We start from the raw sequence: 15,764 nt of genomic DNA, 5'->3' as shown, positions 1-15,764 counted from the left end.
CGGCTGACGGGGACGACGGGACGAGTGGGACCGGGGGGGGACGGGGGCGGCTTGACCATGGCTCACGGCGGACCACGTCTGCTCGCGCTCGTACTCCTCTTCCTCCACCCGAACTCGACCCGGTCCGGGCGTACTTCGGGCCGGTCCGGGCGTACTTCGGGCCGGTCGTCGCCCCGGCGCGGCGGCGCACCGTTCGTTCAGGGTCCGGCGAAAGAACCGGCGAAGAAGGCGAGACGAAGGCGAGGGGCCAGCAGAAGATGACGCCGATCACGGACACCGACTCCGCCGCCGCACCCGCCGTGGACACCGGCAGCCGCGAGAAGACCCGCATAGTCCTGCTGTTCAGCCTCTCCGGGCAGGTTCCGGTGGCGGAGGACGGCGACAACCGGCTGGCGAACCGGTTCGACTTCGGCCGCTTCGCACCGCACCTGGTCAACAGCTCGCCCGTAATGCCGACCGTCGCGTTCGCCGAAAGGCTGGAGCCGGGTGAACTGGAGCTGCCGGACGGCACGTCGAGCCGTATCGCACCCGTCTCCTCGGCGCTGGTCGTCCTCACGACGCCCCGTCAGGACGCGACCCTGCTGCTCGACTGCGAGTTCGCGGACGGAGTCACGCACGGCGAGGTCGCGGACTGGCTGGCCGCCACCTGCTTCACCCGGCAGGGGATGACCTGGTCCGGCGAGCCGTTACTGGCGGGGGTCACCGCGCGCATGGGCCTCGGCCTGCCACTCGAATTCGGCCTGAACGTGCACCAACTCGTGTTCGCGGGCGGCGAGTTGAGGGAGCTGCTGCTCGACGAGAACGCCGCCGTGACGGACACGGGCGAGGTCTGCGTACCGCCCGCGGTCAGCTCCGTCGTCTACCGGGGCAAGATGCAGCCCGGCTCGCAGGCCCAGCTCGGTGTGCGGATGCCGTCCGCGATGAACAGTCCGGGCAGCGCCCTGCTCGCCCACGGCCGCGGGGTGTCCGTCCACGCCGGCTGGGCGCCGCACGTCGAGAACGTACTCGCCCTGGTGGCGGCCACCATGCTCACGGCGCTCGCGGTGCTCCAGCGCACCCGCCTGGAGGCCTTCGCCATGCTGGACGCCAACCAGCGCGCGGTTCTCACCTCACCGACCGACGCACGCGACCTGATCTCCAGACTCGCCGACGGCGCCAACGAGCTCCAACTCGACCTGGCCTTCGGCGTGGAGGCGTACATCGACAGCCTGATGCTCCCGGAGATGATGGTCGAGGGCTTCCAGGTCTCGCTCCGGGACGCGCTCGGCATCACGGACAGCCTGGAGCACTCCTCCCAGATGGTGGACCGTCTCGTCTCCGTCATCGACGCCCGCTCGGCGACCCTGGAGGCCGCCCTCTCCGAGCGCGACGAACGCCGCGAACGCTCCTTCTCGGTGCTCATCGCCCTGGTCACGCTGATGTCGCTGCCGCCCGCGCTGCTCCTCGCGTACTTCGGCGTCAACGCCTCGGACATCGACCCCGAGCACTCGATCCTCGACATACGGCACTACGGGTGGGCATACCTCACGGCATGGGTGCCTTTCCTGCTCCTCATCCTGGTCGGCTACTGGCTGCGCAGAAGGGGCACAAGGATGACAGCCCCGGCATTCGCCTCGCGCCCGGGCGGACCGCCGGTCGTGCCCGCGCCGCGGTCGCCGGGAACGGCCGGATCGCGGTCGCCGGGAGCGGGCGGAGCGCGGTCGCCGGGAACGGCCGGATCGCGAAGCCCGGCCGGGTCGCGAGGCCCGGGCGGACCCCCAGGACCGACAGGAGCACGGTGACATGAGCAGAAGCACGGACACGCCGCCGAATGGCCACCGCCGTCCCGCGATCTCTGCCCACCGCGGCGGCTCCGACCTTGCACCGCCCGCCACTTGGGAGGCCTACCGCGACGCACCGCTGAGCGGCGCGGAGTACGTCGAGTTCGACATCAGGCGTACGAAGGACGGGGTGTTCGTCGTCTACCACGACGCCCGCCTCGACCACACCGGACCTCGACTCGCCACCCTCACGCACGCGGCGGCGAACGACCTCGCCGGCTATGAACTGCCGGAAGTGGGCAAGGTGATGGAACTCGCCGCGGAGTCCGGGCTGGTGGGCCACCTGGACCTCAAGGAGACGGGGGACGAGCGCGCGGTGGTCGGTCAGGCACTGGACGTCTTCGGCGTGGACGGCTTCGTCGCCACGACGCTGGAGGACGCGTCGATCGCCGCCATCTCCAGGGACTTCCCCGACGTACGCACGGCGCTGTCCGTGGGCCGCAACCGTAAGGAGATCCCGTTGCAGCGACTCGCGGCCGTCCGCCGCAGCGAGTTCTTCCCCCTGCGCAGGGTGCGGGCCTGCGGCGCCAAGGGGCTCGCCATCCACCAGCAGATGGCCAAGGCCACGGTGCTGCGGCAGTGCGCGGTGCACGGACTCTTCGCCATGGTGTGGACCGTCAACGACGACGAGGGCCTGAGGCACTTCCTCGGCGACGACCGTGTCGACGTCCTCATCACCGACCGCCCCCGGCGCGCACTGACCCTGCGCGACAGCGACGCGGGGCACGAGCCCCGCCCCGTGGGGTGACGGGGACGGGACCCGGGACGGGACCCGGGACGCCCGACCGGCAGCAACTTGGCGCCGCTGCCCAGGTGTTGGCGCCGATGCCCGGCTGCTCCGGCCCCGCCACGACTTCAGGGGTTCGGGTGAACGAAGGGTGTTCTGTCGCGGTACGGTGAGCGCCGACGCCGGGTGGGGGCCCGGCTCGTCACGGACTGGCGGGGGGGCAGAACGGACATGTCCGGCGGAACGAGAGTCGAGCAGGGTGCGCTGAAACAGGCCGCGGACTCCCTGGTGGGACTGCGGGCGGACAGCGACCGCGTCGACAACAAGCCGATCGAGAAGACCGTCACTGCGGCGCAGGGACTGAACAAGTCCAGCGGACCGGGCGAGACTTGGGAGTCCGCTGACGCGCTGATCGCCATGGGCGAGCGCTTCAGTGACTCCGTCTCGAATCTGAAGAAGATGCTCGGCGACATCAGCGCCAACATCCACGAGACGCACAAGGGCTATACGAAGGCCGAAGAGCAGGAGAAGGCCAAGTACGGCCACGGCGCCAATCAATCGATGTACGACGACTTCGGCTGATCACAAACGGGGGTGGATCCGGATCATGGTCTCCTACGCGTATCTGAACGACGCGGACTTCTCCGGGCTGGAGCGCTGTGCGCACTCCTGGAAGCTGTTGGAGAAGAAGTACCAGGGCATCGGCGACCAGTTCGAACAGCAGGTGCTGCAACGCCTCAAGGGAAAGTGGGAGGGCGAGGCAGCGGGCAAGGCCTTCAACCGGATGGAGAAGGTCAAGAAGGAGTACGAGGCGGCCGGCGTCGAGGCGGGCCGCATGGGCCGTCTGATGTCCGACGCGAAGGGCGAGTTCTCCGCCGCCCAGAAGCAACTCCACCGGCTCAGAGACGATTTACAGACGGAGCACTTCAAGTTCCACCAGGACGGCGCCATCGAGGACGTCGATCCCACCTGGGACAGCCCGACCGCCTCCGGCCAGCCCGGTTTCGCCGAGGAGCGCCGAAGGAAGCAGGAAGGTTTTGTGCGGGACCGCGACCGGATTCTCCGGCACGCCACCGAGCTCGACCAGGGCTACGCCGTCGCTCTGAAATCCGACAGGAACGGTGAGGACGAACGGGGCTTCAACAAGTCCGGCTACGGTTCCGACGACGAAGCCCGCAAGGCCCTCAAGGACGCCGACGACGCGGCGAATCTGATGCACAAGAAGGGCCCGCTGTCCCCGACCGAACTCGACCAGCTCAACACGCTCCTGGAAAGGCACAAGAACGAGCCCGACTTCGCGGCCCGCTTCGCGGAGAAGAGCGGCGCGGAGAACACCCTCGACAAGTACGGGCAGATTCTCAATCCGCCCCGCGGCGCGCACGTCACCCCCGCCCAGCGGGCGATGATGGCCAAGCTCCAGTCCAACCTTGGCACCACTCTCGGCACAGCCACGCGGGTCAACTCCTCGGGCATGGACAAGTTCGAGAACGACCTGCTCGGCGCCGTCAACCAGGACTACAAGGCACCGAACGGCAATCTGCCGCAGGGTTTCAGCGGCTACCAGCTCGCAAGCAGCCTCATGAGCAAGGGCGACTGGGACGACAACCTGCTCGACACCTACGGCGAGCAGATGATCGGCCGCGAAGAGCAGCTCGGCCCCCGCGCCGCCTGGGGCGGAATGGGCCGTACCACCTCGGGCATTCCCGCCCTCGATCCGATGAACGGCTTCATGGACGCCCTCGGCCACAACCCGCAGGCCTCCACGGACTTCCTCACCGGCGCGACCGCCACCCCGCAGGGGAAGGTCGTCGACAACCTCGACTACCTCCTCAAGGACCGCGACTGGCCCGAGGGTTCGCAGTGGACGGGCGACGCCGACCACCCCAAGGGCATCGCCACTCTGGGCCACGCTCTCGAGTCCGGGACCACCGGCGTTCCGTACGACTACAACGGCGCCGAAGTGCCGCCGCACACGGCCCAGGAGTCCGGCCTGGTCAACGAGTTGGTCACCAAACTCGGCGACAAGGAGAACGCCGACCTCATGGACGGCGACGGCCGCCTCGCCCCCATCAAGGGCAGCCTCGGCCACGTGACGGCCAACTACATGGGCGACTTCCAGAAGGCCTTCGCACCCAGCACCCAGGACCTGCCCACGAACGGAGTCCCCGTGGCGGGCAGCGACGGCATGGACTCCGGTCATGTCACCAACTTCCTTGCCACGGTGGGCCAGGACCCGCAGGCCTACAAGGACATCACCGCAGCGCAGACCGGCTACACCCAAGCCGCCGTGGACCAGGCCTTCGACGGTCACGGGAGCGGGTCCGACTACGCGCGAGCAGAGTCCGATGTGACAAGCGCGACCCAACCCGGAGCGACGGTCGCCGGCATCATGAGCGAGGCCCGAGCCGACGCCGTCTACGACAAGCAGGTCGCACAGGCGGACGACTTCAATTCCAACATCGACGAGGCGAACAAGTGGGTAGGCCGGGGCGCAGGAGTCGCCATCGGCACCATCGCCTCTCCTGTTGCAGGTACTGCCACCTCGATCGGATATGAAGAGTTGAGCGGTATGGCCGTGGAACACATCAAGGACGACCAGACCAGCGAAGGCGACTTCGCCGCTCGGGATACCTACGCCAAGGCTGCCAACTCCCATCAGGATGCGGTTGCCCAAATGGTGCAGCGATCGGCGGAGAAGCACGGCTATAACGCCGACGACCAGGGAAGGCTCGGTAGCCACGCAGCTGGCGAAGCGGAGACCACCTTCAAGGCCGGCGGGGCCGGGGCAGCGAAGAGAGGGTAGGCATGAAAGTACAGGGCAGCCGGTTCGGGATTCCGCTGTTCGCAGCCTTCGGGCTTCTTCTGATCACTTCCTGCTCCTCCTTCGGTGCGGGAGACGGAGAGGAGAGGACTGCCCGCCTGCCGCACCGGATATGCGGGACGGACATCAGCAGCGCTCCGATCGCCAGAATGTATCCGGGCCCCTACACGGAGGCCTCTATGCACGTGCCGAGCGAAGGGCGCATCGACCGCATCAGCACGTCCAAGGGGAAGACCGAGGGGGGATGCAGCATCGCGATCGGACAGACGAAGCCGGATGTCTACTCGGATCTGACAGTGAACGCCAGGACGTACCCAACGAGATCTATGAAGAACGTCCTTGCGGGGTTTGAGCACCAGTTCACCAGCAACGACGCAACCCTCTCCTTGGGACCCGCCCGCGGGCATGTAGCGCACGAATATGCACAGTTGATCCAGGAGTGCAAGCAGAGCGAAGGGGGTTCCGCAGGGCGCCCGTTCGCCGTCATTTCCGAGCTCTTTTTCCAGGACCGCTCCTCATACAAGATCAGCGAAGAAGACCTGAACAAGGGTGCCGCGGCTCAGGTGGCGAACGTCGCGCGCTACCTCCGCTCATCCGTACTCAAGTGCTCGGGCCCGGAGCTCCCGGACGGCACTCCCGAGATCACCAAGAGCGATTGACCTGACCGGAGTGCGCGTCCCACCTCACGTGCCCCCGACGAACACCGGCACCAGCCGGCGCCCGCCCCTCTGGCCGCACTGCCGCCGCGGCACCGAACGCAGCGGCACCGAAAGCAGCGCAGCCGGCTGCCGGGGCCGCACGGTCGAACCCCACGCCGCATGCCTGGCGCACCTCTCCGACGCCGACCGCACCGCCTACCTGTCAGGCCTCCGGCCCGGCACCGATGTCGATCACCGCGGCACCGTCTTCACCGAGGGGCTCTTGAGCGAACTGCTCGCCGCCCTCACGGATCCCGGCACAGGCCGCCCCCGTATGGGCCACGGCAGGTTCGACGAGGCCGAGTTCCGCGGTGACGCCCGGTTCGGCGAAGTGGAAGTCACCGGCGATGCCGGATTCCGTGGAGCGAAGGTCCGCGGAAGTGCGCGGTTCGGCAGGGCGCAGATGAGCGGCGAGGCGCAGTTCAGTGAGGCGAGGGTCGACGGCAATGTCTTCTTCAGCTGGTCGAGGATCGGCCGTGACGCCCTGTTCCAGGGGGCGGAGATCGGCGGCCACATCCGGTTCGGCGAGGCGCGGATAGGCGGTGACGCTCGATTCCACGGGGCGGCGATCGGCGGTAACGCCCACTTCCACGGGGCGACGATCGGCGGCGACGCCTTGTTCCATGGGACGACGGTCGGGGGGAAAGCCAGCTTTCGGCGAGTGACTTTCGAACGCGCCGCGCAGGTCGGCCCCCTGGCCTGTACCGGAGCGCTCGACCTGTCGGAGGCCGTGTTCAAGACGGCGGTGACGGTTGAAGCGGCGACGGCGGCCCTGATCTGCCGACGGACCCGCTGGGCCTCGGCAGCGGCGCTCCGCCTGCGTCACGCAAGAGTGGACCTGAAGGACGCGGTCCTGGAATTTCCGGTGAGCATCGCCTCCCAGCCGCACGCCTTCACCGTGGGCGTCCGGGAGTTGGCCGAGCCCGGTCTCACGGACCCTCGCGTGCGCGTCGTATCGCTGCGAGGGGTGGACGCCGCGCACCTGGTGCTCGCCGACGTCGACCTGACCGACTGCCGCTTCACCGGGACCATCCACCTGGACCAGCTGCGACTTGAAGGGCTGTACCGCCTGGCCACCGCACCCGGCGGTCTGCGCCGGCGCGGAGTGCTGCCCGTGCGCTGGACTCCGCGCAGGACGCTGGCCGAAGAGCAGCATTGGCGTGCGACTCGGCCCAGGGGTGCGGACGGCTGGGCGCCCGCGCCCGATGGGGAAGCGGCGCTGGAGCCCGCCGCGCTGGCACCGGTGTACCGGCAGCTGCGCAAGGCGTTCGAGGACAGCAAGCACGAGCCCGGCGCCGCCGACTTCTACTACGGCGAGATGGAGATGCGCCGCCACGCGGACGACGTTCCCTGGAGCGAACGAGCCCTGCTCGCTGCCTACTGGGCGCTCTCCGGCTACGGGCCTCACGTGCCCTCTGGTGGCTCGTCGCCGCCGTGACCGCGACCGTGCTGGCGATGATGCTGTGGGGCCTGCCGCAGTACGACCCGAAGCCCAGGACCACCAGCGTCCTGAGCGAGCCCCGCGTCACCGTGACCGCCGAGACACCCGGCCTGATCAATCCCAGGGGGAGCTACGGCGAGCGTCTCTCGACGGAGCGGTTCGACAAGTCCCTGCGGGTGGTCGTCAACTCCGTTGTGTTCCGCTCCGCCGGACAGGATCTGACCACGGCCGGCACCTACATCGAGATGGGCTCTCGCCTGGTTGAGCCGGTCCTCCTGGGCCTGGCGGTCCTGGCCGTCCGCAGCCAGGTCAAGCGCTAAGCGGCGGTGACCGCCGGTGCCGGTGCCGGTGCCGGTGCCGGTCTGGTAGCCCTTGTCCGCCGGCAGCCGGTCCGGGCGCTGACGTGGCCGTCCGGTCTCGCCGCACCACGAAGCGTCTACTGGTCAGACGGGATCGGTGAACGAGATCGGCTTGCCGGTGGCGTGGGCGTATGCGATCTCCCTGCTCGTGGACTCGCCGATGTATCCGCCTGGGTTGACGACCAGAACCCGGTCAGCCAGGTCGATCTTGCGCAGGTGGAGGGCGTCCAGCGCGGCCTTCTGCTCGTTGGTGATCAACTCGTCTGCTTCATGACCTTCGGCACGCAGGAAGACGCCTGGCGCGACGACGATGACGCCGGCGAAGGTCAGGTCACGGTTCGCCGCGCTCATCTCGTCCCCGAACCGGGTAGAGCCACAGATGCAGACAATCTCAGGTCGGTCGGGCACGGCTCAGTCCTTCGGGTCGAATGGGAACCGCCAGTGTGCGCGTAGACATCCCTTTAGCAACCCGCCCTGGGCGACGGTGACCGGCGGCGCCGACCCCCGGCCAGGTACCGATGCTCCGAGGTGCGAGGCGGGGCGGGGCGGAGATTCAGCGCGCATTCACCGACCGGGCATCGATCGTGTGACTTCAGCGGCTGCGCTTGAACGGGAGACCGGTGGTGGCGGTTCACCATGGTGACTTCACGCCACATATCCCACAGAACGGGGAAGCCGACCTATGTTCAAGGGTCCGCTGGCCGGCCGCTACCCCGTGGTGGCGGCAATGGTCGTTTTCGCCCTGGTGCCGTACCTGGCTCTCTCCGCGGCCCTGGGCCCGATCACGCCGATCATCGCCCATGAGCTGGAGATGAGCCCCCAGACGCTCAATGTGACGGTGGGTCTGGCCAACGCCGGCTACGCCGTGGGCACGGTCCTGGCCGTGCAGTTCGCCCAGCACCTCCCGCAGCGGCGCATGCTGATCGTCTACGGCTCCCTGCTCGTGATCGGCTCGGTGCTCACCGCGTCGGCCGTGAACGCCGGGATGTTCATCGTCGGGCACGTCCTTCAGGGCCTGTGCACCAGCCTGCTGCTGATCGCGGCCGTACCGCCGCTGATCACCGGATATCCGGAGGCCCGGCTGCGCGAGACCGCCGTGGTCCTGAACATGTGCATCTTCGGCGCAGTCGCGCTCGGTCCGGTGTTCGCCGGCATCCAAGCCGAATCCGACGACTGGCGGCCGCTGTTCTGGGTGATCGCCGGAATCGCCGTGGCGGCGCTCGTGCTGTCCGTCCTGACCTTCGAGTACACCCCGCCGGCCGGCAAGGGCACGAAAATCGACTCCATCGCACTCGGGCTTGCCAGCGCCGGATGTGTGGCAGGGTTCTTCGGCGCCTCCGAACTGCTCACCCACAGCTTCTCCGAGGCCAGGGTGTGGGCGCCGTTGATCGGCGGGCTGCTGCTGATCGTCGTCCTCTTCATCCGCGAGTACACGGCCGAACATCCGCTGCTGTGCGTGCGCAGCCTCTTCAGCACGTTCCCGGTCGCCGGGATCGTCGCCGCGATCTGCGCGGCGGGAGCGTCGGTGTCGGCGACGTTGCTGACCTCGACGGTGCTGACGGACCGCATGACGCCCCTGCACCTGGGACTGCTCTACCTTCCCGAGGTGGGCGGGGCGGTGATCGCCGCGATCGTCTTCGGCCGCGTCTTCCGCACCCGCCTGCTGCATTACTACGTCCTGGCCGGATTGACCTTCCTCAGCGCCGGCATCGTGGTCATGAACTCCGCCCAGCCGCCGACGTCCCCTCTCATCGCCGTGGGCTCGGGACTGGTCGGCGTCGGCGTGGGCTCCTCCGTGGTCCCGGCGCTGTTCATCGCCGGCTTCTCGCTGCGCTCCAACCAGGTCCAACGGGTGTTCGCGATCGTGGAGTTGATGCGTGCGGTGGCGGCGTTCCTGATCGCCCCGGTCCTGCTGTACGTCGCCACCACCGTCGAGAGCAATCCCGTCTCGGGCACGAGGGACGCCCTGTGGATCTGCCTCGGCATCAGCGTCGCGGGTGCGGTGCTCGGCGCCGCCCTGTACGCGCTCGGCGGCGTACGCCACCCACCGAAACCGTCGGTGTCGCAATGGATGACCGGCGAACGCCCCGGCTGGGACTCCCCACCGCTCTTCGCCCGACTCACCGGAAGCGACGGGGGCAACAGACCGGACGAGATCTGCTAGGCACCGCCGAGCGGTCGGGGCGGTCACGCGACCGGTTGCTACAGCTGCCTGCGGCTGCCAACGGGGGCGCCTTGGCGTCGGCGCCGGTGCCGGTGCCGGTGCCGGGAAGACACGCTCTTATCCGGTCACCGGTACGCCTGGAAGGATCGTGGTATGTCCAGCGACCGTCTCATGCGCATCCACGGGGCCGAGTTCAAAGCCATGGCCGAGAGGGTCCTTCGGGTCACCGAACTCACCTCACGCCTGAACATCCTGCCCTTCGAGGACGAAGACGGGAAAGCGGAACTGTTCGAGCAGATCCTCGGCAAGCCACTGCCGACGAGAGTCACGATCTATCCGCCCTTCTACACGGACCACGGCCTCCATCTCGACCTCGCCGAGCGCGTGTTCATCAACCAGAACTGCACGTTCCTGGACTACGCGGGGATCCGTCTGGGCGAGCGCGTGATGGTCGGCCCGAAGGTCACGTTCATCACCAGCGGCCACCCCGTCGATCCCGAGGAGCGGCGGCTCTATCTCACCGGTGCGCCCATCGACGTGGCGGAGAACGTGTGGATCGGCGCCGGTGCCACGATCCTTCCCGGCGTCAGCATCGGCCGAGATGCCGTGGTCGCCGCCGGCGCGATCGTGACCGATGACGTTCCGCCGGCAAGCCTGGTGACCGGCACCAAGGCGACCATGCACCGACGATGGTGACGACCTTAGGGCTGCCACCGGGCGGCTCCCGCAGTCAGTGACCATCGGCTCACGCAGCGATCACCCTCGTTGCTGTACAGCACACAGAGGCCCCGTTCCGATCATGGAACGGGGCCTCTGAGCTGGTACGTATCCGGAGCCGCCTGTCGGATTCGAACCGACGACCTTCTGTTTACAAGACAGATGCTCTAACCAGCTGAGCTAAGGCGGCGGGCTGTGCCCGTGCAGTCTACCCACCGGTCGTGGCGGGGCCGCGATGCGGTTTCGTTGCCCCCCGAGTGCTGACAAGACGAGCGTCGGCGGGTTAGCGTCACCGCACGTTCACAGCCGTGAAACGTACTCCCCTTTACAACGGATCGTCCGGCACGTACCTGCCGGTGAAGGAGACAACAACATGGCCACGGTCACGTACGACAAGGCGACCCGGATCTACCCGGGTGGCGACAAGCCCGCCGTCGACAAGCTCGACATCGGCATCGAGGACGGCGAGTTCCTCGTCCTGGTCGGCCCCTCCGGGTGCGGAAAGTCCACCTCCCTGCGGATGCTCGCGGGTCTCGAGGACGTCAACGAAGGCGTGATACGCATCGGCGACCGCGACGTGACGCACCTGCCGCCGAAGGACCGGGACATCGCCATGGTGTTCCAGAACTACGCGCTGTACCCGCACATGACCGTCGCCGACAACATGGGCTTCGCGCTCAAGATCGCGGGCGTGAACAAGTCCGAGATCCGCAAGAAGGTGGAGGACGCGGCGAAGATCCTCGACCTAACCGACTACCTCGGCCGCAAGCCGAAGGCGCTTTCCGGCGGTCAGCGCCAGCGCGTCGCGATGGGCCGCGCGATCGTGCGTGAGCCGCAGGTCTTCCTCATGGACGAGCCGCTGTCGAACCTCGACGCGAAGCTCCGCGTGCAGACCCGTACGCAGATCGCGGGCCTTCAGCGCCGCCTCGGCATCACCACCGTGTACGTGACCCACGACCAGGTCGAGGCCATGACCATGGGCGACCGGGTCGCCGTGCTGAAGGACGGACTGCTTCAGCAGGTCGACACCCCGCGCCACATGTACGACCGCCCCGCGAACCTCTTCGTCGCCGGCTTCATCGGCTCTCCCGCCATGAACCTCGTCGAGGTGCCGATCGCCGACGGCGGCGTGAAGTTCGGCAACAGCGTGGTGCCCGTCGAGCGCGAGGCGCTGTCGGCCGCCGTCGACAAGGGCGACAAGACCGTCACGGTCGGTGTGCGGCCCGAGCACTTCGACGTGGTCAACGGCGAGGGTTCCGACAAGGCCGTCTCCAAGGACGAGCCCGCCGGTGTGGCCGTCACGGTCAACGTCGTCGAGGAGCTCGGCGCCGACGGTTACATCTACGGCACCGCCAAGGTCGGCGGCGAGGAGTGCGACCTGGTCGTCCGTGTCGCCGGCCGCAAGGTGCCGGAGAAGGGCGCGGTCGTGAACGTGGTGCCCCGCGGCGGCGAGACGCACGTCTTCTCCACCTCCAGCGGCGAGCGCCTCAGCGACTGATCGCACCGTCGCGCTGACGCGCGCACCGTCGCACTGACGCACCGTCGTGCTGACGCGCTGACGCGCTGAGCGCGAGCTGCCCGAGACGCCGCTGCCGCACGCAGCACAGGGGCCGTACGCCTGCAACTCCCAGGCGTACGGCCCCTTTTCGTGGGCGCGACCCCCTGATCTCGCCCCGGGCGCCCGGTGCCGTCAACTCCGATTACGAACGCGCCCGTGCGCCGTCGCTCGGCAGGGTGACCGAATGTCGCCAAATCACCACTCTTCGCTACGATCGCGGGCGTGAACCACGTAGCACGCCGAATCGGCCGATCCCTCGCTCTCGTTCTTCCCGTCGTACTCGTACTGTCCGGCACGCTCGCCGTCGCGCGCGTGCCATGGGGTTCGTCGTCCTCCGGTACGCAGATGCTCACGGCGTCCGAGCGCAAGGCGTCGACCCCGGCCACGGACGCTTCCCCGCGGACGACCCAGGAAGCACTGCGCGACCGGCTCGTCGCCGAGTTGCAGGAGAAGGACCCGGGGGTGGCCCTGACCAGCCTCCAGCGGGAGATGGCACAGCACCCCTCGCTGGCCGGGCACTGCGCGTCGCTGGCGCGTGCGCTGGGCCGGGCCGCCGTGCAGAAGTACGGCAGTGTGCAGCGCGCGGGGCGCTGGTCGCGTCCGGTGTGCGACACGTCGTTCGCCACCGGTGTGTCCCGGATGAGCTGAGCCGGTCCGTTCTCGACCGGCGCGTACACGGCCCGCCCGTGCCCCACCGGTCCGTTCACGACCCGTGCGTACGCGGCCGCCCGTACCCCGCAGATCCGTACGCGACCGGCACGCGCCCGCCCCGGCGGTGACGTCGGCCATCGGTCATCGGTCGTCGGTCATCGGCCGCATAGGGTGCGCTGCATGATGCAACTCCCCACCCAAGCCGTGATCCTGGCCGGCGGCCAGGGGTCACGGCTGCGGCCGTACACCGACGACCGTCCGAAGCCGATGGTCGAGATCCCCGGCACCGGTACGCCCATCATCGGGCACCAGTTGGCCTGGCTGGCGGCCGAGGGCGTCACCGATGTCGTCGTCTCCTGCGGGCACTTGGCCGATGTGCTGGGCAACTGGCTGACGACGGCCGAGCTTCCGGCGGGGGCAGGGGGAAGTCCCTTGCGTACCACGGTCGTTGTGGAGGAGAAGCCGCTGGGCCGGGGCGGGGGCCTGAAGTACGCGGCCGCCTCGCTGCCACGGCCGGACGAGCCCTGGTACGCGACCAACGGCGACATCTGGACCCGCTTCGCCCTGCGGGAGATGGCCGCCTTCCACGCGGAACGGGACGCGGTCGCCACGCTCGCGCTCGCCCGGCCGCGCATCCCGTGGGGGGCGGTGGAGACCGATCCGTTCGGTCACGTCCTCGACTTCATCGAGGCGCCGCCGTCCCCGTATCTCGTCAACGCCGGTGTGTACGTGTTCTCTTCGGCGTTCGCCGGGATGCTGCCGGACCGGGGCGACCACGAGCGTACGACGTTCCCGCGGCTGGCCCGCGAACGCACGCTCGCGGGCTTCCAGTTGCCGCAGGGCGCGTACTGGCGGGCCATCGACACCGCGAAGGATCTGGAGGAGGCGGCGAAGGAGTTGAGGGAGGCGCGGGGCTAGGGCGGCCTCCCGGCTCCCTCACCCCTTACCGACCGCGCCTGCCCGCCAAGCTCTGCCCGCCAAACCTCCACCGCTTCCGTCAGCCGAGAAGGCCGCCCAGACCTCCGCCGCTGCCACCGGATGACGAGCCGCCCGTGCTGCCGCCCGACGCCGAACTCCCGCCCGTGCTCCCGTAGTCGGAGCCGCCCGAGCCGCCGCTGTTCCCGCCGCCCGTGCCGGCACCGCCGCCCTGCGCGGACCCGGTGCCCGGCGCCGACTGCCGCGGCGGCTGCGCGCCGGGAGCGGACTGCCGCGGCACCTGTACGGTCTCCCGCTGGCTCGGCCTGGAGGTGTCACCGCGGCGCCCCTCACCGGGCGAAGCCGAGGACGAGGGACTACCGGAACGGCTGCTGCCCGCGCCCGCGTCGGCGCCCTGCGTGTGTCCGCCGGCGGGGCGTCCGCTGTCCGTACGGGCCCCGGGCTCCTTCGGCACGGGCGAGCCGGGCAGCCGGTTGGCCGGCGGCTCGCTCGGCTCCGGGAGCTTGGCGGTGTGCGCGGCTCGTACGGCGCCGCCCAGCATCGAGCCGGTCAGCAGCGCGAGGCCGGTGATCAGGGTCGCGATCACCGCGCCCCGGCGGAGCACCCGGCGCCGCAGGTCGGTGAGCCCGGCGCGGGGGCCAAGCTTGCGCCAGGCGTCCGCCGCGAGCCGGCCGTCGACGGAGTAGACCGGTGCGCCCGCGATGATCAACGGGCTCCACGCGGCGAGGTAGATGATGTCCGGCGCCTCGTAGGCGGGTCCCGAACTCCAGCTCACCGTCATCAGCAGGGCCGCGGACAGCAGAGCGCCGATGGAGGCCGCGAGCCGCTGCCACAGGCCGCACACCGTCAGTACGCCGATGATGATCTGGAGGAACGCGACGGTCAGCCCGGAACCGACGGGGTGCGCGAGCGCGAAGTCGCGCAACGGCGAGGCGATGGCCCACGGTTCGAGCGAGCGCAGCCAGGTGACCATCGAACCGCGAGCGTCCCCGTCGAAGTAGACCGGGTCGCACAGCTTGCCCATCCCGGCGTAGACCGAGATGAAGCCGAGGAAGATCCGCATCGGCAGCAGTACGACACCGAGGTTCATCCGGCGGCCCGGGTAGTACGCCTGGCGCCGCGCGGTCTCCGCCGGCTCGGGGCCGCGGGCGGCGCTGCCCGCTTCCGCGTTCCCGAACTGCCCGTCCACGGGCGGCTGTTCGCCGTACGGATCCTGCTCGCCGAAGCGACCGTCCTCGTACGGGCCGTGCCCGATGTCGCCGTACGGGCCGTACGGTCCGTACTCGCCGGAGTCCGGCCCGTCGAAGGCCCCGCGTGCCGGGCGCACCCCGTGCAGCAGGGAGCGCTGCTGTGGCTGCGGCTGGGTCGTCTCGACCGGACGCGGGCCGCGCGGGCCGACGACCGTCGGCGGCGCGAGCGCGTCCTCGTCGATCCGCGGCAGCACCTGCGTGGTGGAGCCGGCCGGTTCCGGGAACTCCAGGCCGGGGCGGGCCACTTGGGACAGCCGCGACGCACCGAAGCCGTCGGCGTCCGTACGCACGGAGCCGCCTGTGCGTACGGAACCTTCCGTGCCTGCGAGGCCGTCGGCGCGCACCGCTCCGTCCGTCCACCCGCCAAGGTCCGCGGCCGTGCCCCATACGACGGGCATGCCGGGCACGGCGGAGTGCTGTCCTGTGGCGGCGAGGTCGGCGGAGTCCGCGGTGGGCGATGCGAGCTGCACCCGGAAACTCGCGTGAGTGACGACGACTTCGGCAGGGTCGGAGGGGACCTTGACCGTGCTCAATGCCGGTCCGTCGTCGAAGAAACCGCTCGGGCCGCCCTGTCGGGTGTCCCCAGGACGCCGGCCCGAGGGGTCGGGCGTGCGGGGTGTTC

14 protein-coding genes, 1 tRNA gene and 1 pseudogene are annotated in these 15,764 nt (G+C 69.4%); 13 read left to right on the top strand and 3 right to left on the bottom strand.

From position 1 onward, the window contains the following. The first annotated feature begins 257 nt into the window (after window positions 1-257). The 8 genes and pseudogenes from HCC61_RS15895 to HCC61_RS31505 all read left to right on the top strand — a co-directional run bounded on the left by HCC61_RS15895 (window position 258) and on the right by HCC61_RS31505 (window position 7,827). A complete protein-coding gene (locus tag HCC61_RS15895; RefSeq protein ID WP_206322574.1) occupies window positions 258-1,781 on the top strand; it encodes a hypothetical protein in 1,524 nt (507 codons plus the stop codon). A 1-nt stretch (window position 1,782) separates the two neighbouring features. Continuing rightward, window positions 1,783-2,568 (top strand): glycerophosphodiester phosphodiesterase family protein, encoded by a 786-nt coding sequence (locus tag HCC61_RS15890; RefSeq protein WP_169136128.1) that lies wholly within the window; start codon window positions 1,783-1,785, stop codon window positions 2,566-2,568. Between the two features lie 210 nt (window positions 2,569-2,778). Further along, entirely contained in the window at window positions 2,779-3,129 is a 351-nt protein-coding gene (locus HCC61_RS15885) for a hypothetical protein (protein WP_169136127.1), read from the top strand. Between the two features lie 25 nt (window positions 3,130-3,154). Beyond that, window positions 3,155-5,350, top strand: a complete 2,196-nt coding sequence (locus HCC61_RS15880) for a DUF6571 family protein (RefSeq protein WP_169136126.1) — start codon at window positions 3,155-3,157, stop codon at window positions 5,348-5,350. Between the two features lie 2 nt (window positions 5,351-5,352). Further along, window positions 5,353-6,027, top strand: a complete 675-nt coding sequence (locus tag HCC61_RS15875; protein ID WP_169136125.1) for a hypothetical protein — start codon at window positions 5,353-5,355, stop codon at window positions 6,025-6,027. Between the two features lie 313 nt (window positions 6,028-6,340). Then, window positions 6,341-6,571: pseudogene (locus tag HCC61_RS31515) on the top strand (pentapeptide repeat-containing protein); the annotation flags it as partial. A gap of 156 nt (window positions 6,572-6,727) precedes the next feature. After that, entirely contained in the window at window positions 6,728-7,504 is a 777-nt protein-coding gene (locus HCC61_RS31510) for a hypothetical protein (protein ID WP_346777252.1), read from the top strand. Further along, window positions 7,501-7,827, top strand: coding sequence for a hypothetical protein (locus HCC61_RS31505; protein WP_346777228.1), 327 nt, complete (start codon window positions 7,501-7,503; stop codon window positions 7,825-7,827). Before HCC61_RS31510 ends, HCC61_RS31505 begins: the two co-directional genes overlap by 4 nt. Window positions 7,828-7,950: 123 nt before the next feature. On the opposite strand, the gene HCC61_RS15865 is transcribed toward HCC61_RS31505, so the two are convergent. Then, window positions 7,951-8,274 carry a hypothetical protein gene (locus tag HCC61_RS15865; protein WP_169136124.1) on the bottom strand — a complete coding sequence of 108 codons (324 nt, stop codon included), beginning with the start codon at window positions 8,272-8,274 and terminating at the stop codon, window positions 7,951-7,953. Between the two features lie 274 nt (window positions 8,275-8,548). Between HCC61_RS15865 and HCC61_RS15860 the strand changes: the two genes are divergently transcribed. Continuing rightward, window positions 8,549-10,030, top strand: a complete 1,482-nt coding sequence (locus HCC61_RS15860; RefSeq protein ID WP_169136123.1) for an MFS transporter — start codon at window positions 8,549-8,551, stop codon at window positions 10,028-10,030. Between the two features lie 153 nt (window positions 10,031-10,183). Further along, window positions 10,184-10,726, top strand: a complete 543-nt coding sequence (locus HCC61_RS15855) for a sugar O-acetyltransferase (RefSeq protein WP_169136122.1) — start codon at window positions 10,184-10,186, stop codon at window positions 10,724-10,726. A gap of 137 nt (window positions 10,727-10,863) precedes the next feature. On the opposite strand, the gene HCC61_RS15850 is transcribed toward HCC61_RS15855, so the two are convergent. After that, window positions 10,864-10,937, bottom strand: a tRNA-Thr gene (locus tag HCC61_RS15850). 183 nt (window positions 10,938-11,120) lie between these two features. Between HCC61_RS15850 and ugpC the strand changes: the two genes are divergently transcribed. The 3 genes from ugpC (at window position 11,121) to HCC61_RS15835 (ending at window position 13,874) form a co-directional block, all read left to right on the top strand. Continuing rightward, window positions 11,121-12,245 carry a sn-glycerol-3-phosphate ABC transporter ATP-binding protein UgpC gene (ugpC, locus tag HCC61_RS15845; protein WP_169136121.1) on the top strand — a complete coding sequence of 375 codons (1,125 nt, stop codon included), beginning with the start codon at window positions 11,121-11,123 and terminating at the stop codon, window positions 12,243-12,245. A gap of 282 nt (window positions 12,246-12,527) precedes the next feature. Further along, window positions 12,528-12,953, top strand: coding sequence for a hypothetical protein (locus HCC61_RS15840; RefSeq protein WP_169136120.1), 426 nt, complete (start codon window positions 12,528-12,530; stop codon window positions 12,951-12,953). Window positions 12,954-13,136: 183 nt separating this feature from the next. Beyond that, window positions 13,137-13,874 carry a nucleotidyltransferase family protein gene (locus HCC61_RS15835; RefSeq protein WP_169136119.1) on the top strand — a complete coding sequence of 246 codons (738 nt, stop codon included), beginning with the start codon at window positions 13,137-13,139 and terminating at the stop codon, window positions 13,872-13,874. Between the two features lie 79 nt (window positions 13,875-13,953). Here the strand turns inward: HCC61_RS15835 and HCC61_RS15830 are convergent, their stop codons facing one another. Next, on the bottom strand, window positions 13,954-15,675 hold the full coding sequence (locus tag HCC61_RS15830; protein ID WP_206322572.1) for a DoxX family protein: 1,722 nt from the start codon (window positions 15,673-15,675) through the stop codon (window positions 13,954-13,956). Between the last annotated feature and the right edge of the window lie 89 nt (window positions 15,676-15,764).

The organism is Streptomyces sp. HNM0575 (genome assembly GCF_012726265.1).
In the GTDB taxonomy this organism is placed as follows: domain Bacteria; phylum Actinomycetota; class Actinomycetes; order Streptomycetales; family Streptomycetaceae; genus Streptomyces.
This window is presented reverse-complemented; position numbering and strand designations above follow the sequence as displayed.

Excerpts from the sequence above, each read along its gene's own strand:
- HCC61_RS15895 (WP_206322574.1), top strand. The coding sequence starts at position 258 with ATGACGCCGATCACGGACACCGACTCCGCCGCCGCACCCGCCGTGGAC.
- HCC61_RS15890 (WP_169136128.1), top strand. The coding sequence starts at position 1,783 with ATGAGCAGAAGCACGGACACGCCGCCGAATGGCCACCGCCGTCCCGCG.
- HCC61_RS15885 (WP_169136127.1), top strand. The coding sequence starts at position 2,779 with ATGTCCGGCGGAACGAGAGTCGAGCAGGGTGCGCTGAAACAGGCCGCG.
- HCC61_RS15880 (WP_169136126.1), top strand. The coding sequence starts at position 3,155 with ATGGTCTCCTACGCGTATCTGAACGACGCGGACTTCTCCGGGCTGGAG.
- HCC61_RS15875 (WP_169136125.1), top strand. The coding sequence starts at position 5,353 with ATGAAAGTACAGGGCAGCCGGTTCGGGATTCCGCTGTTCGCAGCCTTC.
- HCC61_RS15860 (WP_169136123.1), top strand. The coding sequence starts at position 8,549 with ATGTTCAAGGGTCCGCTGGCCGGCCGCTACCCCGTGGTGGCGGCAATG.
- HCC61_RS15855 (WP_169136122.1), top strand. The coding sequence starts at position 10,184 with ATGTCCAGCGACCGTCTCATGCGCATCCACGGGGCCGAGTTCAAAGCC.
- ugpC (WP_169136121.1), top strand. The coding sequence starts at position 11,121 with ATGGCCACGGTCACGTACGACAAGGCGACCCGGATCTACCCGGGTGGC.
- HCC61_RS15835 (WP_169136119.1), top strand. The coding sequence starts at position 13,137 with ATGATGCAACTCCCCACCCAAGCCGTGATCCTGGCCGGCGGCCAGGGG.